Raw genomic sequence first — 26,283 nt, 5'->3', positions numbered from 1 at the left:
TCAGTTACAGAAAGTTCACGGATGCATTCCTTCGGCGCCTGGCCAGGCGCTGGCGCACTGAACGACCGCCTGCATGGCGCGCCCCTTGCCGCTCGCCGGCAAAGCGGCCAGCCTTGCGCCAGCAGCACACCGCCGGCCCTGTTCCCGTGCATGATTTCCTTCTCAACCCCCGTTTCAGGAGGCAATCATGGGGCAACTATTGCGCTTGACAAACACTTGGGTGCAGGCCGCGCTGTGGCTCGTGGCCGCCGTCTTTGCCGCCTTCCTGATCGGACTGGGCGGCAAATTGCTGGACAAGCTGTGGGAAGCGGAGCGACCCCTGACGCTGCAGCAATTTTCCGATCCGACCCGTAGTAGCAATGCCCAGCACCAGCTGCACCTGGCCGAAGCCCGGGTCCAGAGCGTGCGCATGCACCTGGAGCAGGCTCGCCACAAACTCGGCGTTGCAAAAACCAACACCACTTTGGCCAGGCAAAACTTTGACCTGTGGCTTGCCTCCCGCGACGCCGCCGCCCGTCCCGACCAGGAGTCGGAATTGCTGATCCGCACCAGCGAACTGGACCAGGTCCGCGCGGCCGAGCAGGCCACCCTGGCCGCCGTGCGGGCCCAGGAGCAAGCCCTCTTGCAGGCCATCGAGCAACGCGACCAGGCCAGCCGTCACTGGAGCAGCCTGGAGCGGGCGGCCCTGGCCGCCCTGGAACAGGCCCGCTGGCACCAGCAGATGCAGGCTTTCCTGTACCGGCTGGCCATCACCGCGCCGCTGGTGCTGCTGGCCTGCTGGCTGTTCATCAAAAAACGCGGCAGCCACTGGTGGCCATTTATCTGGGGCTACATCTTTTTTGCCGCATTCACGTTTTTTGTCGAGCTGGTGCCACATGTGCCGGCCTACAGCGGTTATGTACGCTATATCGTGGGCATCGTCATCACCGTGCTGGTGGGGCGCTTCGCCATCCTGTCACTGCAGGCCGGCGATGCCGCTGGCGCCGGCTCTGCACCTGCTGCCTGCCCGGCGTGCGCCCGTCCCACGGCGCAATCTGAGGAACAGGACTATTGCCCCCATTGCGGTACGCGCCTCTTCAATTCTTGCGGTAAATGCAAAACGCGCAAAACTGCTTTCGCGCGTTTTTGTACGGCATGTGGCACGCCCAGCGTGGCGGACGGCGCCTAGTCGCGCAGGTCAGCCGGCACCTTGCCGCCGTTGGCGGCGAGCTTGTTCATGACCTGGCGATGCAGCCAGATGTTCATGGTTGCCGAATCGCTGGTGTCACCCTTGTAGTCAAGCTCGGCCGCCAGTTCCTTGCGCGACGCCAGGTCGCTGTCCAGGTTGAGCAGCTTGAGCAGGTCCACGATCGACGTGCGCCAGTTCAGGCTCGACGCCTGCGGCATGCCGTTGAGAATGGCTTCCACGTCTACCTGTTCCATCGGCGCTACCGGCGGCGGTGCGGTGCGCTGGGGTGCCGGAGCGGCCTGCGCGACCTGGGTCGACTGCATCGACGGGGCCGGGGTGGCTGGCTTGGGGCTTTGCACGGCCGGATGCGAGGAAGGGAAGATCTTGCGGAAAATATTGCTCAGAATGCCCATGTATGACTCCTTCAGTGATTAGTGATTAGTGACGCTGCATGTTTTGGGCCACGCGGCCCAGGACGATCGCCAGCGCGGCGCCGCCGATGGATTTGACCAGTGTTGGATGCTCGGCATAGAAGTCGCCCATGCGCTCGACAATGCCCGGGTTTTCCTGCTCCGCCTTTTCCGCGATCTGACGCACCTGTTCCGGGGTCATGGCGGCCGCCTGTTCCGGCGTGACGGCAGGCGGCGCATCGCCGCGGAACATATTGCCCAGTGCGCCCCCGGCGATAGAGCTCAGCAGTCCTGGCCCGATGCCGCGCAGCAGCTGGTTGAGCATGCCGGCGCGCTGGGTCGCGTCGCTCTGGTCAAACATCTGGCCGACCATTTGCGGGAAGGGTGGCGTCTGGTCCGAGCGCAGGGCCTCAGTCACACCCTCGGCCATGGTGGAACGGGGGGCATTTTGTGCCACCTGGTCGAAGTCATCGACCGCGCGGCCATTGTTCATGTTTGCGGCGCCGCTCAGGTACTGCTGCAGCACGCTGCCAAGATCGAAAGCCATAAAACCTCCACGGATGAGTGTTAGCAGCCATTGCCACATGAGCAATGCCGATGGTGGAGAATAGGCGCACGCCGCCGCGTGATCTGTTCGGCACCGCACGAAGCGCCGGGATTGCTGACAGCTTCGCAAGAATCCTTGGACTTTATTTCCTGCAGGACATAGACTGTGCTTTTGAGATCATTCGTGCCGCCATGCGTGTCCTCGCCCTTGTCCTGTTCGCTGCGATGTTCGGCGCCGCCGTGCACTGGTGGGCGGTGCCGCCCGCGCTCGCGGTCCTGTATGCAGCGGCCAGCGCCGCGTGTTTTGCCATGTATGCGGTGGACAAGGCAGCGGCCAAGGCCGGACGCTGGCGCACGTCGGAGAACCTGCTGCTCCTCATGGGTCTGGCGTGTGGCTGGCCGGGCGCGGTCGTGGCCCAGCAACTCCTGCGCCACAAGTCGCACAAGCGCTCGTTCGCCGCGCGCTTCTGGGTCACGGTGCTGGCCAACAGCGCCATCTTTATGTATCTGGTGTCGCCGGTTTCGATCCTGCGCCCGACGTGACGTGCGGATACGGGATGTGGCGTGCCGCCAGCCGCTTTTCGCGCGTCTTTTCAATCATCCCGACGATGGCCCGGATGGGCAGGGGCTGTTCATCCGGGCAGCCATTGCCGTGTGGCGGTGCGGGGTAGTATTCGATGCCAAGCTGAATGGTGCGCGCCACCGTGTCGCCCGCGATCAGCCCTGCCAGGTACAGCGCTGCATCGATGCTGCTGGACACGCCGGCGCCGGTCACCAGCTGGCCGTCACGCACATAGCGCTCGCGCAGGACGGTGGCGCCGTAGGCTGCAACGGCATTACGGCTGAACATATTGGTGGTGACCGAGCGGCCCTTGAGCAAGCCGGCCGCGCCCAGGATCTCGACCCCGTTGCACACCCCAAACATCCACGCTGCCCGCGCCGCGCTGCGCGCCACATAGTCAAGCAGGGCAGCGTCGTCCAGCGCCCCAGGCACGCCGGGCCCGCCCGGCACGTACAGGATATCGGCCGGCGCCGCCTGCGCAAATGCGCTGGCGGCCATCATGCCGAGGGCGCCGCTGTCGGATGCCACAATGCCGCTGGCGGCGGCCACGAACTGCACCTGCACTCCCGGCACGTTGCGCAGCACTTCATATCCGCCCACCACATCGAGCGCCGTGAAACCATCGAACAAGACAATGCTAAGCTGCATGACAGGCCTCCACGGTGTTGAAGTGTAGCGTCTGGCCATCGGCCGGTGCCAGGATGCGCCCGCCCAGTGCGTTCGCCTGTGCCAGCGCCAGCACCTGGGCGCGCGTCGGTGCGCAATGGCTCAGTGCCTCCAGGTGATTGGCCATGACCGTGCCGCGCGCCAGGCGCGCCAGCGCGATCACGTCGGGCGGACCCATGATGATCTCGCCACCCAGGTCAAACCGGGCTCCGCCGGCCGGCACCACGCAGATGGCGGGCTGGCGTGCGATGACGACCGAGCGTACCTGTTCCGTGAGCACGGTGTCGCCGCTGATATACAGCGTCGGCTCGCCCGGCAGATCAAGGAAAAAGCCTACTCCGTGTTCCATCAGCGCGCCCACCAGGCCCCGTCCGTGGGTGCAGACTACCGTCTCGATGCTGCCGCCCAGAAAAGGGTGGGGGCCGGCGCCGGCCGGCAGCGGCTGCACGTTCAGTCCCCGGCTGCGCAGGTACCGGGCATCGTGCGCGCTGCAAATGATGGGAATCTGGCGTTCGCGCAGGAAGCGCTTGCCGGCCCGGTCCAGGTGGTCGAAGTGGCCCTTCTGGCAGTGCGTGATCAGGCAGTGCGTGACCTGGTCGAGCAAGGCCTCGGTGCCCTCCGGCAGGTCCACCAGCGGATTGCGCTGGCGCTTGCCGTCAAACACGCGCAGCGGAGGCAGGGCGCCGCGCGGGGCAAGCATGGGGTCGACCAGCACATGGTGATGGCGCGTGTGGACGATGATGGTGGCGTTGCGGAGCTGGGTAATCTGCACGGTGAAATTCCGGTAGTGGCGACAAGCCATTGTGGTCCTGCCACGCGCCACAATGAAGTGGCGCTATCGCCATAAACTATGGCATTATCGCCAGATGACAAAACACATTGCCATTCTCGCTTACGAAGGCTGCATGGGCATGGAAGTGTTCGGCCTGTGCGACACCCTGCTCATGGCAAACCGGGTGGCCGCGGCGCTGGGCCACGCGGGGCCGCTGTTTCAGGTAGCCGTGCTCGGCATGCTGGGCGAGAGCGTCGCTGCCGCCGGTGGCTTTCGCATCGGCACCCGGCGCGCCAGCCGCCGGCTCAAGGCCGACCTGCTCGTCGTCCCCGGCATGGAACTGGCCGACCGCGCCAGCTGCCTGCGCCCGCTCACCCACCTGGCGGCGGAAGCGGCCTACCTCGATGCCATGTTCGCCCGCGGCATACCGGTTGCGGCGACCTGTGTTGGCGCCTTTCTGCTGGGCGAGGCGGGCCTGCTCGACGGCCGGCGCGCCACCACTTCCTGGCTGTTCGCTCCCGACCTGGCGCTGCGTTTCCCGCATGCCGACGTGCAGGCGGCCGCCATGCTGGTGAGCGATGGCGGCGTGACCACCACCGGTTCCTTCAGCGCCGCCTTTGACCTGGCCATGGACCTGGTGCGCCAGTCGGCCCCGCCGCGGGTGCTGCGCGCCGTGGCGCGCATGGCCATGCTCGACGAAAACCGCACCAGCCAGGCGCCCTACATCGATGCGCGCATGATGGCGCCGCCGGCGGCCGGCTTTGGCGCCAGCGTGCGTGCCTGGATCGACCATCGCCTGGCCGAGCCCTACGATCTGCAGCGCCTGGCCGACAGCTTCCATGTCAGCCCGCGCACCCTGCTGCGCCGCTTCAAGGACGACACCGGCGCCACGCCCCTTGGCTACCTGCAGCGCGCGCGTGTGGACAAGGCACGGCTGCTGCTGGAATCGACCACGCTGGCGGTGGCGCAGGTGACCGGACAGGTCGGTTACGGCGACGTGGCCACCTTCAGCACCCTGTTCAAGCGCCTGGTGGGCCACACCCCGGCCGAGTACCGGCGCCGCTTCCGGACGGGGCCCGCGTAAAGATGGTATCGTGCCGCCATGTGGCCTTATCCAACCTACCTCGCGCACCGGGGCGGCGGCAAGCTCGCCCCTGAAAACACCATGGCCGCCCTGCGCTGCGGCCTGGAACACGGTTTTCACGCCGTGGAATTTGACGTCATGCTGGCGCGCGACGGCGTGCCGGTGGTGATGCACGACCCCTACCTTGGCCGCACCGTGGCCGGCACCGGCAATGTGTTTGACTATGATGCCGGGGAACTGGCGGCCATGGATGCCGGCAGCTGGTTCGGTGAGCGCTATCGCGGCGAGACCGTGCCCCTGTTTGCCGACTTTGCCGCTGCCTGCCGTGCCCACGGCATCTGGATGAACATTGAAATCAAGCCGGCCCCGGGATTTGACAGCCAGACCGGCACCGTCGTGGCGGGCCTCACGGCCGCCATGTTTGGCCCTGAGCTGGCCCGCGATGACGCAGCGCTGCTGCCGCTGCTGTCGTCGTTCAGCCGCGAGGCGCTGGCCGCCGCGCGCGCCGCCGCCCCCGGCCTGCCGCGCGCGCTGCTGGTGGACCGGCTCGAAGGCAGCTGGGAAACCGACGCCCGCGCCCTGGACGCGGTTGCCATCCACACCAACCACAAGTTCCTGACGCCGGCCCTGGCGCAGCAGGTAAAGCAGGCCGGGTTCGGGCTGTTTTGCTACACCGTCAACGATCCGGCGCGCGCGCGCACGATCGTGGCGTGGGGCGTGGACGGCCTGTGTACCGACCGGCTGGACCTGATCGGCCCCCACGGCCCGCGCTGAAATGGCGAGCCTGCCCTCTACAATGGGGCCGGGCGACTAGGCTATAATCGTCTTTTTATAGCATGCTGCTCTCACTCGCCCAAACGACATGAAATCATCCGAAATTCGCGACAAATTCCTGAAATTCTTTGAATCGAAGGGCCATACGATTGTCCGTTCCAGCTCCCTGGTGCCGGGTAACGATCCCACCTTGTTGTTGACGAACAGCGGCATGGTCCAGTTCAAGGATGTGTTCACCGGCACCGACAGCCGCCCGTATACGCGCGCCACCTCGGTGCAGCGCTGCGTACGCGCCGGCGGCAAGCACAATGATCTGGAAAACGTCGGCTACACCGCGCGCCACCACACGTTTTTCGAGATGCTCGGTAACTTCAGCTTTGGCGACTACTTCAAACGCGATGCGATTGCCTACTGCTGGGAGCTGCTCACCCAGGTCTACGGCCTGCCGCCGGAAAAGCTGACCGTCACCGTGTACCAGGAAGACGATGAAGCCTACGACATCTGGGCCAACGAGATCGGCGTGCCAAAAGAGCGCATCATCCGCATCGGCGACAACAAGGGCGCGCGCTACGCCTCGGACAACTTCTGGCAGATGGCCGATACCGGCCCGTGCGGCCCGTGCACCGAAGTGTTCTACGATCACGGCGCCGACATCGCCGGCGGCCCTCCCGGTTCGCCCGACGAAGACGGCGACCGCTTCATCGAGATATGGAACCTGGTGTTCATGCAGTTCAACCGCGACGAAGCAGGCGTGATGCACAAGCTGCCCAAGCCGTGCGTCGATACCGGCATGGGCATGGAGCGCCTGGCCGCCGTGCTGCAGCACGTGCACTCCAATTACGAGATCGACCTGTTCCAGGCATTGATCCACGCTGCCGCCCGCGAAACCGGTGCCACCGACCTGGAAAACAAGTCGCTGCGCGTGATCGCCGACCATATCCGCGCCGCGTCGTTCATGATCGTCGACGGCATCATTCCGGCGCCCGAGAGCCATGGCTATGTCCTGCGCCGCATTATCCGCCGCGCCCTGCGCCACGGCCACAAGCTGGGCCAGACCAAGCCATTCTTCTACAAGCTGGTACAGGACCTGAACGAGCAGATGGGCACTGCCTACCCTGAACTGGCTGACGCCGCCGAGCGCGTGGCCCAGGTGCTCAAGACCGAGGAAGAGCGCTTTGGCGAGACGCTGGAAAACGGCATGAAGATCCTGGAAGCGCAGCTGGCAAAGGATGCCAAAAAGCTCGATGGCGTCACCGCCTTTACGCTCTACAGCACCTATGGCTTCCCGCTCGACCTGACCGCCGACATCTGCCGCGAACGCGGCATCACGCTCGACGAAGCCGGCTTCAAGGCCGCCATGGAAGAAGACCAAAAGACCGCACGCGCGGCCGGCAAGTTCAAGTCGATCGCCAAGGTCGAATACAGCGGCGAGAAGAACAAGTTTGTCGGCTACGACAAGCTCGTTCACGGCAGCCACGTGACAGCCCTGTACGCGGACGGTGTCTCGGTGCAGGAACTGAAAGCCGGTCAGGCCGGCATGGTGGTGCTGGACACCACCCCGTTCTACGCCGAGTCGGGCGGCCAGGTGGGCGACCAGGGCGTGCTCACGTCCGCCGGCGCGCAGTTTGAAGTGGAAGACACGCTCAAGGTGCAGGCCGACGTGTATGGCCACCACGGCGTGCTGCGTTCCGGCACGCTCAAGGTGGGCGACACGGTGGACGCCAATGTGGACGAAGCCAAGCGCGCGCGCACCATCCGCAACCATTCGGCCACGCACCTGATGCACAAGGCCCTGCGCGAAGTACTGGGCGGCCACGTGGCGCAAAAAGGCTCGCTGGTCGATCCGGACAAGACCCGCTTCGACTTTTCGCACAATGCCCCGCTGACGGCCGAGCAGATCGCCCAGGTGGAAGCGATCGTCAACCGCGAAATCCTGCAGAACCATGAAACAAAGGCGCAGCACATGTCGTTCGACGACGCCGTCAAGCATGGCGCCATGGCGCTGTTTGGCGAAAAATACGGCGACGAGGTGCGCGTGCTCGATATCGGCTCGTCCAAGGAGCTGTGTGGCGGCGTGCACGTGACCCGCACCGGCGACATCGGCCTGTTCAAGATTGTGGGCGAAGGCGGCGTGGCTGCCGGCATCCGGCGCGTGGAAGCGGTGACGGGCGAGGGCGCGCTGGCGCTGGTGCAGTCGCTCAACCGCCGCCTGCAGGAAGCGGCCGGCGCCCTCAAGACCAATCCGGAAGAACTGACCACCCGCATCGCCCAGGTGCAGGATCAGGTCAAGTCGCTGGAAAAGGAACTGGCCGCGCTCAAGTCGAAGCTGGCGTCGGGGCAGGGTGATGAACTCGTGACCCAGGCCGTGGACGTGAACGGCATCAAGGTGCTGGCCGCCACGCTGGACGGCGCCGACGTGGCGCGCCTGCGCGAAACCATGGATAAGCTCAAGGACAAGCTCAAGACCGCGGCCATCGTGCTGGCCAGCGTTGACGGCGGCAAGGTGAGCCTGATTGCGGGCGTGACGGCGGATGCCACGTCCCGGGTCAAGGCGGGCGAACTGGTCAATTTTGTGGCCCAGCAGGTGGGCGGCAAGGGTGGCGGACGTCCCGACATGGCACAGGCCGGCGGTACGGACCCGAGCGGCCTGCCTGACGCCCTGGCCGGCGTTGCAGCCTGGGTCGCGCAGCGCATGTAAACCACAAGTCGTTTTTGCAGTACCAACATCCCCGCCGCGCGCGGGGATGTTCATTTTTACACCCTCATTCTCCAATAGAACGTGGCTTTTCCAACATGTCTATTGTCGTTGTGATCATGCAACAAAAAACTTAAATATTGGTGCGGTGCGTCATATATTTATATTTGGAGTATATTGGGCGCGTGAGTACAACCAACCCAGTAGAGCACTCGATGAGCGAAACAACTTTCGACAGCGAAATCATGGAATTCCACAAAGAACTCGATGCCCGCGGTCTCAACTGTCCCCTGCCAATTCTCAAGGCCAAGAAGGCCCTGGCCGAGATGGAGACGGGCGAAGTCCTCAAGATCGTCGCCACCGATTCCGGTTCCGTGCGTGACTTTCAGGCGTTTGCCAAGCAGACCGGCAATGCCTTGCTGGCCCACAGCCAGAACGGTTACGAATTCACGTTTTTGATGCGCCGCAAATAAAACGCTGCCTTGTCCTGTCCCGGGCGGGGTGCCCCAGCGCGCGCTTCGCCTTCCTGTTACTTCCACTCAAATGGCCGACGATTCGAGGATTTCCTCTACCTAAAAATCGCACGATCGTGCTTTAATTTAGTGCTGAAACGATTTTGCTCTTATAATCTAGGCCACTTTAGTAACGTCACCTTATTCCATTTCCCAAAGGCATACCTATGAAAGTCCTGGTTCCCGTCAAACGCGTAGTCGACTACAACGTCAAAGTCCGCGTCAAGTCCGATGGCAGCGGCGTCGATATCGCCAACGTCAAAATGTCGATGAACCCCTTCGACGAAATCGCCCTCGAAGAAGCGATGCGCCTGAAGGAAGCCGGCAAGGTCACCGAAGTTGTGGCGATCTCGTGCGGCGTGACGCAAGCCCAGGAAACCCTGCGCACCGGTATGGCCATTGGCGCCGACCGCGGCATCCTGGTGGAAACGACCAGTGAGCTGGAGCCGCTGGCAGTTGCCAAGCTGATCCGCGCGTTGGCCGACAAGGAGCAGCCACAGCTGATCATCCTGGGCAAGCAGGCCATCGACGACGATTCCAACCAGACCGGCCAGATGCTGGCAGCGCTGCTGGGCTGGCCACAGGCGACCTTCGCCTCCAAGGTTGTGCTCGAAGGCGACAAGGTCACCGTCACCCGCGAAGTGGACGGCGGCCTGGAAACGCTGGCGCTGTCGCTGCCGGCCATCATCACCACCGACCTGCGCCTGAACGAGCCGCGCTACGTCACCCTGCCCAACATCATGAAGGCCAAGAAAAAGCCGCTGGAAGTGATCAAGCCGGAAGACCTGGGTGTGGACATTGCCCCGCGCCTGAAGACACTCAAGGTGGTCGAGCCTGCGAAGCGCTCCGCTGGTATCAAGGTCCCGGACGCCGCGACCCTGGTTGCCAAGCTCAAGACCGAAGCCAAAGTACTCTAATTTAAGGATTGATCATGGCCGCATTAGTCATCGCAGAACACGACAACGCTTCCCTGAAGGGCAGCACCCACCACACCGTTACCGCAGCGTCGCAGTGCGGCGGTGAAGTCCACATCCTGGTCGCCGGCAGCAACTGCGGCGCCGCTGCCGCGGAAGCGGCGCAGATCGCCGGCGTGACCAAGGTACTGGTTGCCGACGCCCCGCACCACGCCGACGGCCTGGCCGAAAACGTGGCCGAGCAGATCCTGGCAGTGGCCGCCAATTACTCGCACATCCTCGCGCCTGCCACCGCCTACGGCAAGAACATCCTGCCGCGCGTGGCCGCCAAGCTGGACGTGGCCCAGATCTCGGAAATCACCAAGGTCGATGCGCCCGACACCTTCGAGCGCCCCATCTATGCCGGTAACGCGATCGCCACCGTGCAGTCGTCGGACAAGATCAAGGTCATCACCGTGCGCACCACCGGTTTCGATTCGGCTGCCGCCACCGGCGGCTCGGCCGCCACCGAAGCGCTGGCCGCCGTTGCCGATTCGGGCAAGTCGAGCTTTGTCGGCCGCGAGCTGGCCAAGTCGGACCGTCCGGAACTGACCGCCGCCAAGATCATCGTCTCCGGTGGCCGCGGCATGGGTTCGGGCGACAACTTCAAGATCCTCGAGCCGCTGGCTGACAAGCTGGGCGCGGCCATGGGCGCCTCGCGCGCGGCCGTGGACGCAGGCTTTGTGCCCAACGACTGGCAGGTTGGCCAGACCGGCAAGATCGTCGCTCCGAGCCTGTACATCGCGGTCGGCATTTCGGGCGCCATCCAGCACCTGGCCGGCATGAAGGACTCGAAGACCATCGTCGCCATCAACAAGGATCCGGAAGCGCCGATCTTTTCGGTGGCCGACTACGGCATCGTGGGCGACCTGTTCGAAGTCGTACCCGACCTCGTAAAACAACTCGGTTAATTGCCCGCAGCGGGCGATCATACCCAAGGGCGCATTTCACCTCCGGTGAGTGCGCTTTTTTTGTAATGACCAGGAGATCAAGGTGAGCTACAAAGCCCCACTGAAAGACATGCTGTTCGTGATGAACGAACTGGCCGGACTGTCCACCGTCAATGCGCTTCCGGGCTGCGAAGACGCCACCGCCGACACGGTCGAAGCGGTACTGGAAGAAAATGCGAAATTCTGCACCTCCGTGGTGGCGCCCCTGAACTGGCCAAGCGACAAGGACCCGAGCTTCTGGCACGACGGCCAGGTCACCACCGCCAAGGGCTTCAAGGAAGCCTTCAAGAGCTTTGCCGAAGCAGGCTGGCAGGGTGTGCAGCACCCGCAGGACTTTGGCGGCCAGGGCTTGCCCAAGCTGGTGGCTACGCCCTGCATCGAAATGCTCAACGCCGCCTCGATCTCGTTTGCGCTGGTGGCGCTGCTGTCGGACGGCGCCATCGAAGCGCTCCTGACGGCCGGCTCCGACGCGCAAAAGGCGACCTACCTCGAGCCCCTCATCTCGGGCAAGTGGACCGGCACCATGAACCTGACCGAGCCACAGGCCGGTTCCGACCTGGCAGCCGTGCGCACCCGCGCGGTGCCGCAGGACGACGGCACCTACAAGGTGTTCGGCACCAAGATCTTCATCACCTATGGTGAACACGACATGGCCGAGAACATCGTCCACCTGGTGCTGGCGCGCACCCCGGACGCGCCCCCGGGCGTGAAAGGCATCTCGCTGTTCATCGTGCCCAAGTTCCTGGTCAACGCCGACGGCACCCTGGGCGCGCGCAATGACGCCCACTGCGTCTCGATCGAGCACAAACTGGGCATCAAGGCCAGCCCGACGGCGGTGCTGCAGTTCGGCGACCACGGCGGCGCCATCGGCACCCTGGTGGGCGAAGAGAACCGCGGCCTGGAATACATGTTCATCATGATGAACGCGGCCCGCTTTGGCGTGGGCATGCAGGGCATCGGCCTGGCCGAGCGCGCCTACCAGCAGGCGGTCGCCTTTGCCAAGGACCGCGTGCAGTCGCGCGACCTGGCCGGTTCCGCAGGTCCCGTCTCCATCATCCATCATCCGGACGTGCGCCGCATGCTCATGTCCATGCGTTCGCAGACCGAGGCGGCGCGTGCCCTCGCTTATGTGGGCGCCGGCATCAGCGACGTGGCCCACCACCATCCGGACCCGGAGACGCGCAAGGCCAATCTGGCCGTGTACGAATACCTGGTACCGATCATCAAGGGCTGGTCCACCGAGATGTCGCAGGATGTCACGCGCGACGGCGTGCAGATCCACGGCGGCATGGGCTTTATCGAGGAAACCGGCGCTGCCCAGCACTACCGCGATGCCAAGATCCTGACCATCTATGAAGGCACCACCGCCATCCAGGCCAATGACCTGGTCGGCCGCAAGACGGTACGCGACGGCGGCGCGGTCGCCAAGGGCATCATCGCCCAGGTGCGTGCCACCGAGGCCGAACTGGCGGCGGCCGCCGGTGACGACTTCAAGGCCATCCACCGCGCCCTGTCCGAAGGCAGCGCGGCGCTGGAGGCGGTGGTGGAATTCACCGCAGCCAATATGAAGTCCGATATCAAGGGCGTGTTCTCGGGCAGCGTGCTGTACCTGAAGCTGGCCGGTATCGTGCTCGGCGGCTGGGTGATGGCCCGCGCGGCACTGGTGGCACAGAACAAGCTTGATGCGGGCGAGGGCGATGCGTCCTTCTACAAGGCCAAGATCGCCACCGCGCGCTTTTTTGCCGACCACATCCTGACCCAGGCGAGCGGCATGCGCACCGCCATCGTCGAAGGCAGCGCCGGCGTGCTGGCGCTGGCCGAAGACCAGTTCTGACGGTAGACCAGATGAGCTAACAAAAAGCCCCCGGTCGGCATCACCCGGGGGCTTTTTTGTGGACGGCGCCTTGCCGCTGGACCGTCCCGCTCAGATGCGGGTGATGGACGTGCCTGCGTTACGCACCCGATCGCCCCGCACGATGCCCGGATCGCGATCAAACGAGAACGAACGGCGACGTCCGTTCTCGTATTCGACTTCCACCTGCCAGACCTTGCTGCGGCCCGATTTTTCCTGGATGCGCTTGCCCAGGTAAGCGCCACCCACCGCGCCGGCAATCGTCGCGGCCGTCTTGCCCGAGCCATCACCGATCTGGCTGCCCAGCAGGGCGCCGGCCGCGCCGCCGGCCACCACGCCCAGCGCATTGCTGTCGCCGCGCTGCTCACTGACATTGACTGCCGTCACGCGGGCGCAATCATGGCATCCCACGCTGGCATGCTGCCGGCCCGGCCGATGCTGCGCGCGCAGCTGTGCCATGGCGCGATCACGCTCGGCGCCGGCGGTGCGCAGGCATTTCTTGCGCTGGCCGTGATTGCGCTCTTCCGCGCAAATGGCCCGGTCTTCCGCAAAACGCGCCGCCACTTCGCGCGTGTCGTATGCATACTGGGTGCGCTGGTCGCCCGCTGCCGCACTTGTCATGACGCTAACAAACAACAATCCAAGCATATGGTGACGTTTTAACATTATTTTTCTCCTGGTCAATCGTGCGGGGGGCTAAGTTGGGCTATTGTAATCGACATGTAACCAGTGAAACACTTTCGCTCTTGATCGCCGGATTGCGGCGCGCCTGCTCATAATGCGTTGTGGCAGAGTTCGCCTGTAGTTCAACATTTTTTCGGGAATAACTTCATGAAACATCTCATTCGCGTTGCCTGCAAGCCCGCTGCCCTGACCCTGGCTCTGCTGCTGACCGCTTGTGGCGGCGGTGGTGGCGGTGGCGGCGGCAGTACGCCGACACCCACTCCAACTCCAACGCCCACCCCGACGCCTACACCCACGCCGGCACCGTGCATCTCCATCGTGTCCGATGCCTCGGTTGCGGCGGGCAAGACCGCCGGCGCCGCTGCCCTGTCCGGCTGCTCGGCACCGATTGCCAGCGTCCTGTGGACCCAGGTCAGTGGTCCGAGCGTGACCCTGGCAGCGGCGCGCAACCCGACCGTGTCGTTCGAGCCTGCCGAAACCGGCACGGTGGTGCTGCGTGCCGACGCAGTTCTGACCGATGGCCGCGCCTCCAGCGCCACCACCAGCATTGCCGTCACCGCGGCACCTGCCGGCAGCTTCATCACGCTGCGCGCCGACCACTCGCTGCGCGTGAACACCGATACATCCGTGCGTGCCTGGCCAGTCCTGCTCAATGGCGAGACAGTGAGCAAGATTGTGTGGGAAAAAATTGCAGGTCCCGACGTGACCATGGACACGCGCGATCCGCAGGTCCTGTTCTTCAGGTCCCCGGCCTCGCCCACCCCGGTCGACACGCCGCCTGCCGACGTGGCCCTCAAGTTCCGCGCCACCATGACCACCAGCAGTGGCCGGGTCGATTCCGATGAAGTGATCGTGAGCATTGACCGCCAGGCAGTGCGTCCGGATGGCTATATTTTCGAGCAGTCCGCCCGCGTGCATCCGTATGTGGCCGGTGGCCCGTTTGCCGGCGTGCTGGCCAGCTGCACCTATGACGTGTCGCTGTTCTTCAATAACAGTACCGGTGCCACCAACCTGTGCACCGCCAGCAAGCTGCCGCTGCTGGCCACCACCGTTGGCGAAGGCAATATCCCAACCGTGGCGCAGGTGATGAGCCGTGTGCTGGTCTCGCATGATTTCCTGGGCAAGAACTTTGAGTCCTTCCTGATCAACCAGGATGCCAAGGGCGACTTCCGCCGCATGCTCGGCAGCGTGACGGCGATCGTGATCGGCTCGCACGTGCGTCCAAGCTTCTACCAGCCGCACACGGGCGCCATCTACCTCGACGCCGATTACCTGTGGCTCAACGCCAAGGAACGCGATGTGGTGACGGAAGTGCCGGACTACCGCGCAGCCTTTGCCGAGCAGCTCAACTTTACCGGTGTTGGCCGCCAGGTCATCAACAACGACTACGCACGCGAGAGCTATTCGCCCACCGAGCGCGTGGTGCGGCCTGAAAGCCAGCTGCTGTTTGGCCTGGGCCGCCTGATGTATCACGAGCTGGCCCACGCGGCAGACTTCTTCCCGCCGGCCGAGCGCGCGCTCGACCCGAACAAGTCGATCCTGATGAACGTGGTGCCACGCATTAATGCACTGTCGCTGCCATCGGATTACCTGGCAGCGAACTTCCCGCTGCGTTCGGCGGAAATGCGGGGTCTCGGCCAGGTGCTGTACCAGGGCGCCACGGCGACGGCGACCCAGAAAGCCTATACGGCAGCCCAGGTCGGCAGCTTCTTCGAGTCCGATATTGCCAATGACGACTACGCCTACTCGCTGTACATCGATGACGTGACCAAGGCGCCATCGAATTCGCGGGAAGACCTGGCCATGCTGTTTGAAGAGTTCATGATGGCTTACCGTCATGGGGTGCGCTACGACGTTGGCTACACCAACCGCTACACCGAAGGCATGACCAGCGACCAGCTGATCGTGGCCTGGGGCCAGCGTGGCCGGATCGGCACCCCTGCCATCAAGGCGCGCCTGAAACCGGTCGTGGCCCGCATTGCACCGTGGATCAACCAGGCCGAAGTCGATGCCTTGCCGGCCCCGATTCAGATGCGTACCGGCGTGAGCTGGGATGCCAACCTGGTGCTGGGTGCGCCGCAGCCGGCCCGCTTCAGCTTTAATCTCAGCAGCATGGCCGAGAAAACCAGCCGTGCCCGCGAAGACGTCGCTTCACGCCGTCACGCGCATTAAGATCCGTTCTGGCGGGCGGTCCGTTCGGTTCAGCCGAACGAGCCGCTCGTGTAGAGCAGGTCGTTCAGGCGTGACATGGTGGCAATCAGGGCGGTGGTTCCCACCAACATGGTTGTCACCAGCAGTACTGCAAGAATCCAGCTCGATGCGCTGGTCTTGCCTGAGCCGGCATTGAAGCTGGCATCAAATTTCTCGTCGGGTGTCAATCCGACAATCAGCGCTTCCAGAAACCCCACCACGTACGATATCAATACCGGCAGCACCTGGTAAAAGCCATGCACGTCCGGCGCCAGGCCAATGACGAGGCCGGACACCGGCACGCTGGCCGCATGCAGCATGCCCAGCTTGTCAAACGGCCCGCGCAAGTAAAAACGGTGAACGCCCAGCCCGCCCAGGGTCAGGGCCAGGAAGGTGGCAAAGGTCTTGTTTTTGTGGATGGTCGGCATGAAAGAGCAGTCAGTAAGCGGCTAATGGAATGAAAGTGGGCAGTATCGGTCATATTCGCTGCGGCCGCAGCATTGTGGCAGCGAATTGACGGTGGCGGGGAATGCCAAAATCGGCGATAATCGTCGATTCTTCCCGATGTGCGCGCCCTGTTGTCATTAACGCTTGCTGCTGCGCGGCATAGCGCGCTATAATTGTCGGCTTTTTCCGCCCAGCACAACTTTTTGGAATTATTATGGTCGTTATTCGTTTAGCTCGTGGAGGCGCCAAGAAGCGCCCGTTCTTCAACATCGTTGCAACGGACTCGCGCAATCGCCGCGACGGCCGCTTCATCGAGCGCATCGGTTTCTACAACCCGATGGCCGCCGGCCAGGAAGTTGGCCTGCGTATTACCGCTGACCGTCTGGCCTACTGGCAAGGCGTTGGCGCACAACTGTCGCCAACCGTTGCCCGTCTGGTTAACAGCCAGCCAAAAGCAGCTGCTTGATTCGTCTGAACCAGGTTTGAGCGATTTGGCAGCATCCGGGGTGCAAGTCCCTGACGACCTGACGCAAGTCGGGTACGTATCCGGTCCCTTCGGGGTCACCGGTTCGATTCGGGTCACCCCGTTTTCGACCGATGCGGATGCGCTGCTGAACGTCAAGACCTGGTGGCTCGACAAACCGGGCCTGCGGGCTGTGAAGGTACGGACTGCAAAAATTCACGGCGGCGACGTCGTGGCGCAGCTGGTCGATGTGCTGGGACGCGATGCTGCGGAGGCGCTCAAGGGTGCCGCTGTCTCGGTTCCGCGCAGCGAGTTTCCCCAGCTCGAGGACAACGAATTTTACTGGGCCGATCTGATCGGCCTGGCAGTGGTGAACCTGCAGGGCGAAGCCCTCGGTCAGGTCACCGACATGATGCACAACGGCGCGCAATCGATTCTGCGGATCACGCCGGTGGCAGCGGAAGGTGACAAGGCGCCCGAGCGCCTGATCCCGTTTGTAGACCAGTTCGTCAAGACGGTCGACCAGGCGGGCAAGACCATTACGGTGGACTGGGGCCTCGATTATTAAGGCCGGGTCTGCCCAGCGGGGTTGCGATGCACTTTGATGTCGTGAGCTTGTTTCCCGAAATGTTTGCCGCATTGACGCAGTCCGGGGTCACCCGGCGCGCCTTTGAGCAAAAGCGCTGGGAGCTGTCGACCTGGAATCCGCGCGATTTCACGACCGACAACCACCGCACCGTGGATGACCGCCCGTACGGCGGCGGCCCGGGGATGGTGATGCTGGCCAGACCGCTGGAAGCGGCCATTGCCGCGGCCAAGCAACGCCAGGTCATGGCAGAATTGCCGGTGCCGCGCGTCCTGTTCATGTCGCCGCAAGGCAAGCCGCTGACCCACGACAAGGTCATGCAGCTCAAGGACGAGGCGGGTCTGGTCTTGCTGTGCGGTCGCTATGAAGCGGTCGACCAGCGCTTGCTGGACCGCTGTGTTGACGAGGAAATCAGCCTTGGCGATTTCGTCCTTTCCGGCGGCGAACTGCCGGCCATGGCGCTGATGGATGCGCTGATCCGGCAATTGCCGGGCGTGCTCGGTGACGACGCATCGGCGCTCGAAGACAGTTTTGTCAACGGCCTGCTCGATTCGCCCCATTACACCCGGCCCGACATGTATGAAGGTGTGGGCGTGCCGCCAGTACTCATGGGCGGCAACCATGCAGAGATTGTCAAGTGGCGGCGCGAGCGCATGCTCGAAGCGACCGCCAGCAAGCGGCCCGATTTGCTGGTCCGTGCGCGCAGCGCCGGGCAGCTGACGAAAGCCGATGAACAGTTTTTGGCAGGTGTGGTCAAACCTGCGCAGCAGCAGTAGCAAGGCAGTAAAGAAGCGCAGGCATGTTGCCCGCGTGGTTAGAACCCCATCCTCTACTGGGCAACCCGCTTGCCGGGCAGCGCGCCAGCACGATGGTTATTGGAGTTATAAAATGAATCTGATTCAAGCACTTGAGCAGGAAGAAATTGCCCGTCTGGGCAAGACGATTCCTGATTTTGCACCAGGCGATACCGTCATCGTCAACGTCAACGTCGTCGAAGGCACCCGCAAGCGCGCCCAGGCATACGAAGGCGTGGTCATCTCCCGTCGTAACCGTGGCCTGAACTCGAACTTCATCGTTCGCAAGATCTCGTCCGGCGAAGGCGTCGAGCGTACCTTCCAGCTGTATTCCCCGCTGATCGCGTCGATCGAAGTCAAGCGTCGTGGTGATGTCCGCCGTGCCAAGCTGTACTACCTGCGCGAGCGTTCGGGCAAGTCGGCACGTATCAAAGAGAAGCTGCCAAACCGCCGCGCCGCAAGCGCTGCTGCCAAGTAATATCGGCGACTGCGACTCTCAAGAAAGGCATCCTCCCGGGTGCCTTTTTTTATAAGGGCAGGCTGATATTGCATGCGGCTTTATTGACAGGACAAGAGAATTGGCACAACTACCCTTCGATCCGGAACAGCTTCCCATCGATGCCTACGGCAGCGAAGCGCCGCTGGCGCCCGAGCGCATGACGGCGGCCGCCTTGCGCGCCTGTTTCGCCAGCCCGCCCCAGTGGGAGCCGGAAACCGAGCCGGAATGGTTTTCTTCGCGCAAGGAGATCACGGCGGCCTCGGTCTTGATTCCCCTCGTCGAGCGGGAGCAGGGGCTGACCATGCTGCTGACCCTGCGCACGGCGCACCTGACCGATCATGCCGGCCAGATCAGCTTTCCCGGCGGGCGTGCCGAAGCCTTCGACCTGTCGGCCGTGGACACGGCGCTGCGCGAGACCGAGGAAGAAATCGGGCTGGCGCGCAGCCATATCGAGGTGATCGGCACCTTGCCCGATTACGTCACCGGCACCGGCTACCGCGTCACCCCCGTGGTGGCCCTGGTCCAGCCACCGTTCACGCTGGCCCCCGACCCCAATGAAGTGGCCGAAGTGTTTGAAGTGCCGCTGGCCTTCCTGATGAGCGGGGCCAATCACCGCCGCCTGTCGGTCGACTTGCCGGACGGCTCGGGCCGGCGCAGCTTTTATGCCATGCCCTTCGAGCGCTTTTTCATCTGGGGCGCCACGGCCGGCATGCTGCGCAACCTGTTCCACTTCCTGCGCGCCGGCTGAGTCGGGTGCGGGCCGGGCAGGGCGCAATTACAGTTAATTACCCCAATAAGTTTGATTCTGCCTTGGCTCTGCGCTATCGTAGCGAGCGACGCCGTCTCGCAGCACTCGAAAAGGACCATTGATGACATTTCTCTCCATTCTTTGCGCGCTCCTCATCGAGCAATTGAAGCCCCTGCGCGCAGACAATCTGATTTATGCCGAGATCAAGGCCTTTGCCATGAAGATGGAAGGCTGGTTCAACGCCGGTGATGCCGCCAACGGTCGCATGGGCTGGCTCCTGCTGATCGCCGGCCTTATGATCCCCACCGCGCTCATCTACTGGGTGTTCATGAACCTGGGCTGGGAACTGGTGGCCTTTGCCTGGAACGTGCTCATCATCTACCTGACGCTGGGCTTTCGCCACTATAGCCATTATTTCACTTCCATCCAGCTGGCCCTGTCGGCCGGCAATGAGGCCGAGGCGCGGCGCCTGCTGGCCGAATGGGTCAAGATCGACACGGTCGGCATGGATGTCTCGGAAATTTCGCGCATTGCCGTGGAAAAGTCCCTGATCACCACCCACCGCAATGTGTTTGGCGTGTTTTTCTGGGTCCTGATGCCGCTCGGCCCGGCCGGCGCCGTGCTGTACCGGGTCTCGGAATACCTGGCGCGCGCCTGGAACGAGCCCGAACACATGCGCAATGAAGCCTTTGGCCAGTTTGCCACCCGCGCCTTTTACTGGATCGACTATATCCCCGTGCGCCTGACGGCAGTTGCCTTTGCCGTGGTGGGCAATTTCGAGGATGCCATTTATGCATGGCGCAATTTCGCCCACCGCTGGACGGAAGAGCCGCGCGGCATCATCCTGGCCGCCGGCGGCGGCGCCATGGGCATTCGCCTGGGCACCCCCAACGAAAACGCTTCCAAGGTCTTGCCGCCGGACGCGGCCACGGTCGATTCCACCGACAGCGATGTCGAGATCATGCCCGGCGAAGAGCCAAGCGCGCGCGCACTGCAAAGCACGGTGGGACTGGTGTGGCGCGCCCTGTTACTATGGATGATGCTGCTGCTGCTCGTATCCGGCGCCAACTGGCTGGGCGGCAGCACCTGAGCCGGTGCCTTCGCCCTGCCGGCTTGACGCAGGGTGCATGGGACTCTTCTATAAGATATAATACCGGGGTTCCACGAGCCGGGTGCCAGCACCCGGGACGCCACCCGTTTCCGACTGCCTATGGCCGAGTTATCTGACAACAAGATGAAGCTGCAGGAAGAGTTCTTCATTCTTGGCCTCACCAGCGACGGCCGGCAATTCCGTCCCAGCGACTGGGCCGACCGCCTGTGCGGCGTGATGTCCTGTTTTCGCCCGGAAGGCACGGGCGGGCGCAATGCCCATCTGTCCTACTCCCCCTATGTCCGTCCGACCATGCTGGGCGGTGTCAAGGCCGTGGTGGTCAACAACGACCTGCAACAGCTCGAACCCCTGGCTTACCACTTCGTGCGCAATTTCGCCAAGGACAACGACCTGCAAGTGGTCGACGCCTGTTTCCTTCCATTACCGGGCGACCCGAAAGCCTGAGCTGCTCCGTGGCCGGTTTGAGCCATGTCAACTGCCGTCAAGGTGCCCGCGATAGCGTAAGACTTCGCGCGGGCGCGCGGGCGCCTGCCCAACATGACTTTGGCTGCGGCCGGGGAGGGATGATGAAAGTTGGCGAAATCTGCACGGTACAAACCATCTACTGCAAGCGCGATGAAACGGTGCAGGGCGCTGCCCTGCTGATGCGAAAATACCACGTGGGCGACGTGGTGGTGGTGGACCAGCCCAATGGCGAAAAGATGCCGGTCGGGATCGTGACCGACCGCGACATCGTGGTCGGCGTGATTGCCCTGGGCCTGGACCCGGCCAGCCTGCTGGTGGGCGACATCATGAGCGACGACCTGCTCACGGCAGCCGAGGAAGACGATGTCTATGAAACCATTGAACGGATGCGCTTTCGCGGCATCCGGCGCGTTCCCGTGGTCAACAGTGGCGGCGGCCTGACCGGTATCGTGAGCGTGGACGACCTGCTCGAATTCCTGGCCGAAGAGATGGGGGAACTGTCGCGTATCAGTTCGCATCAGCAAAGCCACGAAAAACGCGCACGCCAATAACATTTATTGCTGCGAAGCATGAATCTTTACGCTAAGATGTTGCTCTATGGAAGCTTCGACTTCTGGACTGCAACATGGAAAGGCGTCAGATCGTGCACAACACTAAGGTGAAAGATACTTCGTTCGAGGGCAAGGTGGTCCTGGTAACGGGGGCGGCAGGCGGTATTGGCAGGGCGGCGGCAGTGGCCTTCGGGCGCGCCGGGGCGTGCGTGGTGGTGGCCGATACATCGGTGGACGGGGGCCATGCCACCGCTGCCATGATTGTGGAGGGGGGCGGCAAGGCCTTGTTTGTGCAATGCAATGTGACGCGGGCATCCGAAGTCGAGGCCCTGATCGACAAAACTGTTGCGTATTATGGACGCCTGGATTGTGCTTTCAATAATGCCGGGATTGAAGAAGAAGCCTTGCCACTGGCCGAGACCGACGAAGTGTTGTTTGACCGCATCATGAGTGTGAACGTCAAGGGCACCTGGCTGTGCATGAAATATGAAATCCGCCAGATGCTCAAGCAGGAAGGGGGCGGGCGCATTGTCAATACCGCGTCCGTGGCCGGCCTGGTGGGCGCCCCCACCCAGCCCATCTACGCGGCAAGCAAGCATGCCGTCGTGGGCATGACGCGCACGGCTGCGGCCGAGTACGCCCTGAGCAATATTCGGATCAACAGCGTGTGCCCCGGCGTGATCAATACGCCCATGATGGCGCGTGCGCTTGAGCGCGAACCGCAGCGCGAGAAAAAACTCAAAAAAGTCCATCCCCTGGGGCGTTTTGGCGAACCGGCAGAAGTGGCCAATGCGGCGCTGTGGCTGTGCTCGGACAAGAGCTCCTTTGTCACCGGTCACCAGCTGGCCGTTGACGGCGGTCTGACCGCCATCTAGTGCAGCAGCAGGCCGGCTGCCCGGCCTGCTATGAACTCAGTTCGGCCACGAAGTCGTACATGTCGCCGCGAAAGTAAGAGCGGCAAAACTCCACGGCGCTGCCGTCGCGCAAAAATCCCAGGCGTTCCACCGACAGGCCCGCGTCGCCCGGTTTGGAGTCGAGCAGCTTGGCCTGCTCGGCATTGAGCAAGATGGCCGACAGTCGCTGCAGCGCCCGCACCGGGCGGTTGCCTGCCTCTTCCAGCGCCTGGTACATCGACACCCCCACGGTCTCAAGCGAGGGCAGGGCGGCCGCCACGATGGTCGCATACTCGATACACATCGGAATTTCATCGGCGTAGCGGATGCGGTGAAAGCGGTACACGGGCGCGCCCGGCGACAGGCCCAGGCGCATCGCTTCTTCCGGCGTGACCGTGCCTTCCGAGCGGGCCAGCCACACGCTGCGCGGGGTGCGCCCGCGCGCCAGGATGTCTTCTGAAAACGAGGTCAGCTTGGCGAAATTCTTTTCAATCCTGGTATTGATGAAGTTGCCCGAACCGGGCCGCTTGACCAGCAAGCCTTCACTGACCAGGCCGTCAATGGCCTTGCGCACCGTGATGCGCGAAATCGACAGGTCGGTGGCGAGCTGGCGCTCTGCCGGCAAGGCCTCGTCCGGGCCGAAGACGCGCTTGTCGATCGCTTCGCGCAGTGCCCGCTGCAATTGCTGGTACAGCGGCAAGCTGCTCGTCTGCGCCAGGTTTTGCATGATGTGGACAAGTGAGGTCATACCAATACGCCTTATAAAAAGAAAAGTGCTGCATCTTTGCCACACTTTCCGTTGGTCCGGTCTGGCCGGTTCCGATAATACCAAAATTAGACCAAAACCGGCACCGCGCCCCTTGGAGCCGCTTCCAATCCCCCCGCCCGGTGCAGACCACTTATTGACCCCGGGCATTGTCCCAGAGATTGACGAAACGGCATACCAAAATAATACGGAAATTGGTAGCTATCTGGTATTAGCCAGTAGTATATTGGCGCTAGATTGGTTTTAGCAGTAGTGGTACCAGTTGCATTAATTGTCTTGCCGAAAAATGAACAGGCTTCCCAGCGAAGCCGCACTCCAGGGGATCAAACATGAAGCAGAATCAGGCAGCAGCACGCCGTCCGGTGCGCCCACTCGTCATCAACCGCCTCACGCCGGCCGCTGCCGCCGTCGCCGCACTGGTATTGAGCACGGCGCTGCCGGCCAGTGCCCGCCAGGCAGCGCCGCAAGCCACGCCGGAAGCGTCCCAGGGCGAGGTCGTCATCGTCACCGGCATCCGCGCCTCGCTCCAGCAGTCGCTGGCAGTCAAGCGCAATGCCGCCGCCAACGTCGAAGTCATCACGGCGGAAGATGTGGGCAAGATGCCCGACAAGAACGTGGCCGACTCGCTGCAGCGCCTGCCCGGCGTGAACATCAGTTCCTCGGCGGCCGGTTCCGGCGGCTTTGACGAGAACGACCGCGTGTCCCTGCGCGGCACCTCGCCCAGCCTGACCCAGACCACCATCAACGGCCATGCCATTGCCTCGGGAGACTGGTTCGTGCTGGACCAGGTGGGGGGCGCCGTGGGCCGCAGCGCCAGCTATTCGCTGCTGCCGTCCGAAATCGTGGGCCAGGTCGTGGTGCGCAAGAGTCCCACCGCCGACCTGATCGAAGGCGGGGTGGCCGGCACCGTGGACGTCATCACCCGCAAGCCGCTGGACTTCAAGAACCCGCTGACCTTTGAAGCCTCGATCCAGGCCGTGCATGCCACCCTGGCCGGCAAGACCGACCCGCAAGTGTCGGCCCTGGTCAACTGGAAGAACAGCACCAATACCGTGGGCGTGCTGCTGCAGGGATTTTCCGAAAAGCGCAGCCTGCGCCGCGACGGCCAGGAATTGCTGCAATGGTCGCAGATCCCGGCCAACGGTCCCGTCGCCACGGCCAACCCTGACCTGGCCAATGTCTGGTACCCGCGCCTGATCGGTTCCTCGCTGTTTGAGCAGGAGCGCCACCGCAAGGGCGGCCTGGTCGACATCCAGTTCAAGCCGTCGCGCGACTTTTCGGCCGAAGCGACCTATTTCAGCTCCAAGCTTGAAGCGGGCAACTACAACCGCAACTACATGTCCGACATGCTCGGCAGCGGCGCGCTGGGCGGCGGCGTCTCGCCCGACAGCTACACGGTTCACAATGGCACCCTGACCTCGGCCACTTTCGTCAACCGCGGCACGGCTGCCGCGCCCCTGCGCTACGGTATCGTGGACGACATCGTGCGCGAAGGCGCCTATGCCAAGAGCGACTTTCTGGACCTGGCCTTCAAGTACCGCATGAGCGAGGCCCTGGTGCTGCGCGGCCAGGCCGGCAAGACGCGCGGCTATGGCGCCACGCCGTCGCAGGGCGTGTACGAGGGTGACGTCAACAATTCGGGTGTGAGCTACCAGCTAAATGGCCTGGGCAGCCCGGCCACGGTCAAGTTCCCGTCGATCGATACCTCGGTCTTCACCGGCACCATCCTGGACTGGGTGTTCGGCCTGTCGCCGGCCACCACCTCGGACGAAGAGACCTACGCCCAGCTCGATGCCGAATACCGCCTCGATGCAGGCCCCTTCACGGGCCTCAAATTCGGCGTGCGCGGCACCGACCATGAGCGCAGCAACTTCACCGTGGCGCAGGGACCGAACTGGGACAATACCGAGCCTGGCACCGCCAATACCAACCCGGCCTGGAACGGCGAAGTCTACCCGGGCGACTTCGGCAAGGACCTGGGCGGCGACTTCCCGCGCAACGTGTGGCAGATCGACCGCGCCATTCTCAACGCCTGGGGCGACCTGCACTCTAACCGCAGCCTGTCGCGCACCTTCTACACCGACATGTTCGCCCTGACCGAAAAGACCAAGGCCATCTACCTGTCGGGCGACATGGAAGGCGATGGCTGGAGCGGCAACCTCGGTGTGCGTGTGGTGCGGACCGAAGGCACTTCCAACGGCTACCAGATCGTGCCCAACCAGGTCCCCGGCGCCAATCTGCCGGCCTACCCGTGGGGCGGCTTCGTGCAGCGTACCGCGATTGAAAACAACCACACCAAGGTGCTGCCCAGCCTGAACCTGAAGTTCGACGTGCGCTCCGACGTGGTGGCCCGTTTCGGCGTCTCGCGCACCATGACGCGGCCGGACTTCGGCGCCCTGGGCGGCACCGTCAGCCTGACCGACGAAACCCATACCGGCAACGGCGGCAACGCCAGGCTGCAGCCGGTCATCTCGAACAATATCGACGGCACCGTGCAGTGGTACTTCGCGCCGCGCGCCCTGGCCTCGGTGGGCCTGTTCTATATGGACCTGAACGACTATGTCGGCTTTGGCAGCTCGCGCGCCACCTTCGTTGACAGCCGCGCGTCCGAGCAATCGGGCAGCCCGGTATTTGCGGAATACACCATCACCTCGCCGGTGAACGTGGGCGCCTCCATCAAGGGTGCGGAATTTGCGCTGCAGCTGCCGCTGGGCCAGGGCTTCGGGGTGGACGGCAATGTCACCCTGGCCGACTCCGAGCAGGACTTCGGCACCTGCCCGGCGCTGCAGACCGTGACCACGTCCAGCCCTTGCGACCTGCTGGGCGCATCGAAGGTGACGGCCAACGCCGGCGCCTTCTTTGAAAACGACAAGTTCAATGCCCGCATCAGCTATGCCTGGCGCTCGTCCTACCTGGCGGCGCTGGACCGGGGAACGCCGCTGTACCAGGATGCGGTGGGCCAGCTGGCCGTATCGTTTAACTATTCGCTGACAAAGAACCTGACGCTCACCTTCAGCGGCCAGAACCTGAACAAGCCGATCCTGAAAAACTACAACTACAACAAGGACCAGCCAGCACGCTTCTATGCCAACGGCGCCCAGTATTACGCCGGCCTGCGCCTGAAGTACTGAGGTCTGGGTAG

At 63.4% G+C, this 26,283-nt stretch carries 27 protein-coding genes; 20 read left to right on the top strand and 7 right to left on the bottom strand.

Annotation, left to right across the window (positions count from 1 at the left end; all coding sequences use genetic code 11):
- Positions 1–187 precede the first annotated feature (187 nt).
- On the top strand, positions 188–1,168 hold the full coding sequence (locus KY495_RS02600; protein WP_219882220.1) for a serine endopeptidase: 981 nt from the start codon (positions 188–190) through the stop codon (positions 1,166–1,168).
- On the opposite strand, the gene KY495_RS02595 is transcribed toward KY495_RS02600, so the two are convergent.
- Positions 1,165–1,581 carry a DUF3597 domain-containing protein gene (locus tag KY495_RS02595; protein ID WP_219882219.1) on the bottom strand — a complete coding sequence of 139 codons (417 nt, stop codon included), beginning with the start codon at positions 1,579–1,581 and terminating at the stop codon, positions 1,165–1,167. The genes KY495_RS02600 and KY495_RS02595 overlap by 4 nt on opposite strands.
- 25 nt (positions 1,582–1,606) lie before the next feature.
- Positions 1,607–2,125 (bottom strand): hypothetical protein, encoded by a 519-nt coding sequence (locus tag KY495_RS02590; RefSeq protein ID WP_229518470.1) that lies wholly within the window; start codon positions 2,123–2,125, stop codon positions 1,607–1,609.
- Positions 2,126–2,169: 44 nt separating this feature from the next.
- Here KY495_RS02590 and KY495_RS02585 point away from each other — a divergent pair, with 44 nt between their 5' ends.
- Complete coding sequence (locus KY495_RS02585) at positions 2,170–2,667, top strand: DUF1294 domain-containing protein (protein WP_229518469.1); 498 nt, start codon at positions 2,170–2,172, stop codon at positions 2,665–2,667.
- On the opposite strand, the gene KY495_RS02580 is transcribed toward KY495_RS02585, so the two are convergent.
- Both KY495_RS02580 and KY495_RS02575 read right to left on the bottom strand, forming a co-directional pair.
- Positions 2,624–3,334: a DJ-1/PfpI family protein gene (locus KY495_RS02580; RefSeq protein ID WP_219882218.1), complete on the bottom strand. Its 711-nt coding sequence runs from the start codon at positions 3,332–3,334 to the stop codon at positions 2,624–2,626. The genes KY495_RS02585 and KY495_RS02580 overlap by 44 nt on opposite strands.
- Positions 3,324–4,124 (bottom strand): MBL fold metallo-hydrolase, encoded by an 801-nt coding sequence (locus KY495_RS02575; protein WP_219882217.1) that lies wholly within the window; start codon positions 4,122–4,124, stop codon positions 3,324–3,326. Before KY495_RS02575 ends, KY495_RS02580 begins: the two co-directional genes overlap by 11 nt.
- A 94-nt stretch (positions 4,125–4,218) precedes the next feature.
- On the opposite strand from KY495_RS02575, the gene KY495_RS02570 reads away from it, so the two are divergent.
- The 7 genes from KY495_RS02570 (at position 4,219) to KY495_RS02540 (ending at position 12,926) form a co-directional block, all read left to right on the top strand.
- Complete coding sequence (locus KY495_RS02570; protein ID WP_219882216.1) at positions 4,219–5,208, top strand: GlxA family transcriptional regulator; 990 nt, start codon at positions 4,219–4,221, stop codon at positions 5,206–5,208.
- An 18-nt stretch (positions 5,209–5,226) separates the two neighbouring features.
- Complete coding sequence (gene ugpQ / locus KY495_RS02565) at positions 5,227–5,982, top strand: glycerophosphodiester phosphodiesterase (RefSeq protein WP_219882215.1); 756 nt, start codon at positions 5,227–5,229, stop codon at positions 5,980–5,982.
- An 88-nt stretch (positions 5,983–6,070) separates the two neighbouring features.
- Complete coding sequence (gene alaS / locus KY495_RS02560) at positions 6,071–8,680, top strand: alanine--tRNA ligase (protein WP_219882214.1); 2,610 nt, start codon at positions 6,071–6,073, stop codon at positions 8,678–8,680.
- A gap of 242 nt (positions 8,681–8,922) precedes the next feature.
- The gene (locus KY495_RS02555) at positions 8,923–9,150 is read left to right on the top strand and encodes a sulfurtransferase TusA family protein (protein WP_219884024.1); all 228 of its coding nucleotides are present in this window, start codon (positions 8,923–8,925) and stop codon (positions 9,148–9,150) included.
- Between the two features lie 206 nt (positions 9,151–9,356).
- On the top strand, positions 9,357–10,106 hold the full coding sequence (locus tag KY495_RS02550; protein WP_219882213.1) for an electron transfer flavoprotein subunit beta/FixA family protein: 750 nt from the start codon (positions 9,357–9,359) through the stop codon (positions 10,104–10,106).
- Between the two features lie 14 nt (positions 10,107–10,120).
- Entirely contained in the window at positions 10,121–11,053 is a 933-nt protein-coding gene (locus KY495_RS02545; RefSeq protein WP_219882212.1) for an electron transfer flavoprotein subunit alpha/FixB family protein, read from the top strand.
- An 82-nt stretch (positions 11,054–11,135) separates the two neighbouring features.
- Positions 11,136–12,926 carry an acyl-CoA dehydrogenase gene (locus KY495_RS02540; protein ID WP_219882211.1) on the top strand — a complete coding sequence of 597 codons (1,791 nt, stop codon included), beginning with the start codon at positions 11,136–11,138 and terminating at the stop codon, positions 12,924–12,926.
- 90 nt (positions 12,927–13,016) lie between these two features.
- Here KY495_RS02540 and KY495_RS02535 read toward each other — a convergent pair whose 3' ends face one another.
- Positions 13,017–13,610 carry a glycine zipper 2TM domain-containing protein gene (locus KY495_RS02535; RefSeq protein ID WP_219882210.1) on the bottom strand — a complete coding sequence of 198 codons (594 nt, stop codon included), beginning with the start codon at positions 13,608–13,610 and terminating at the stop codon, positions 13,017–13,019.
- A gap of 165 nt (positions 13,611–13,775) precedes the next feature.
- Between KY495_RS02535 and KY495_RS02530 the strand changes: the two genes are divergently transcribed.
- A complete protein-coding gene (locus tag KY495_RS02530) occupies positions 13,776–15,800 on the top strand; it encodes a hypothetical protein (RefSeq protein ID WP_219882209.1) in 2,025 nt (674 codons plus the stop codon).
- Positions 15,801–15,829: 29 nt separating this feature from the next.
- Here KY495_RS02530 and KY495_RS02525 read toward each other — a convergent pair whose 3' ends face one another.
- Complete coding sequence (locus tag KY495_RS02525) at positions 15,830–16,246, bottom strand: NINE protein (protein WP_219882208.1); 417 nt, start codon at positions 16,244–16,246, stop codon at positions 15,830–15,832.
- Between the two features lie 233 nt (positions 16,247–16,479).
- Here KY495_RS02525 and rpsP point away from each other — a divergent pair, with 233 nt between their 5' ends.
- From rpsP to KY495_RS02480, 9 genes are all read left to right on the top strand, one after another.
- Positions 16,480–16,731 carry a 30S ribosomal protein S16 gene (gene rpsP, locus KY495_RS02520; RefSeq protein ID WP_219882207.1) on the top strand — a complete coding sequence of 84 codons (252 nt, stop codon included), beginning with the start codon at positions 16,480–16,482 and terminating at the stop codon, positions 16,729–16,731.
- Positions 16,732–16,771: 40 nt separating this feature from the next.
- Entirely contained in the window at positions 16,772–17,296 is a 525-nt protein-coding gene (rimM, locus tag KY495_RS02515; RefSeq protein ID WP_219882206.1) for a ribosome maturation factor RimM, read from the top strand.
- A 26-nt stretch (positions 17,297–17,322) separates the two neighbouring features.
- Positions 17,323–18,090: a tRNA (guanosine(37)-N1)-methyltransferase TrmD gene (trmD, locus tag KY495_RS02510; protein WP_219882205.1), complete on the top strand. Its 768-nt coding sequence runs from the start codon at positions 17,323–17,325 to the stop codon at positions 18,088–18,090.
- 112 nt (positions 18,091–18,202) lie between these two features.
- Positions 18,203–18,586: a 50S ribosomal protein L19 gene (gene rplS / locus KY495_RS02505; RefSeq protein ID WP_219882204.1), complete on the top strand. Its 384-nt coding sequence runs from the start codon at positions 18,203–18,205 to the stop codon at positions 18,584–18,586.
- A gap of 100 nt (positions 18,587–18,686) precedes the next feature.
- On the top strand, positions 18,687–19,355 hold the full coding sequence (locus tag KY495_RS02500; protein WP_229518468.1) for a CoA pyrophosphatase: 669 nt from the start codon (positions 18,687–18,689) through the stop codon (positions 19,353–19,355).
- 121 nt (positions 19,356–19,476) lie between these two features.
- Positions 19,477–20,445 carry a CobD/CbiB family protein gene (locus KY495_RS02495; protein ID WP_219882203.1) on the top strand — a complete coding sequence of 323 codons (969 nt, stop codon included), beginning with the start codon at positions 19,477–19,479 and terminating at the stop codon, positions 20,443–20,445.
- 120 nt (positions 20,446–20,565) lie between these two features.
- Complete coding sequence (locus tag KY495_RS02490) at positions 20,566–20,910, top strand: DUF3579 domain-containing protein (protein ID WP_219882202.1); 345 nt, start codon at positions 20,566–20,568, stop codon at positions 20,908–20,910.
- 119 nt (positions 20,911–21,029) lie between these two features.
- Positions 21,030–21,482 (top strand): CBS domain-containing protein, encoded by a 453-nt coding sequence (locus KY495_RS02485; protein ID WP_229518467.1) that lies wholly within the window; start codon positions 21,030–21,032, stop codon positions 21,480–21,482.
- Between the two features lie 92 nt (positions 21,483–21,574).
- Entirely contained in the window at positions 21,575–22,357 is a 783-nt protein-coding gene (locus KY495_RS02480) for an SDR family oxidoreductase (RefSeq protein ID WP_229518466.1), read from the top strand.
- Positions 22,358–22,385: 28 nt separating this feature from the next.
- Here the strand turns inward: KY495_RS02480 and KY495_RS02475 are convergent, their stop codons facing one another.
- Positions 22,386–23,123 (bottom strand): GntR family transcriptional regulator, encoded by a 738-nt coding sequence (locus KY495_RS02475; RefSeq protein ID WP_219882200.1) that lies wholly within the window; start codon positions 23,121–23,123, stop codon positions 22,386–22,388.
- Between the two features lie 347 nt (positions 23,124–23,470).
- Between KY495_RS02475 and KY495_RS02470 the strand changes: the two genes are divergently transcribed.
- Positions 23,471–26,272, top strand: a complete 2,802-nt coding sequence (locus KY495_RS02470; protein WP_219882199.1) for a TonB-dependent receptor — start codon at positions 23,471–23,473, stop codon at positions 26,270–26,272.
- The last annotated feature ends 11 nt before the right edge of the window (positions 26,273–26,283 follow it).

Origin of the sequence: Massilia sp. PAMC28688 (assembly GCF_019443445.1) — a bacterium.
Taxonomy (GTDB): domain Bacteria; phylum Pseudomonadota; class Gammaproteobacteria; order Burkholderiales; family Burkholderiaceae_D; genus Telluria_A.
This window is presented reverse-complemented; position numbering and strand designations above follow the sequence as displayed.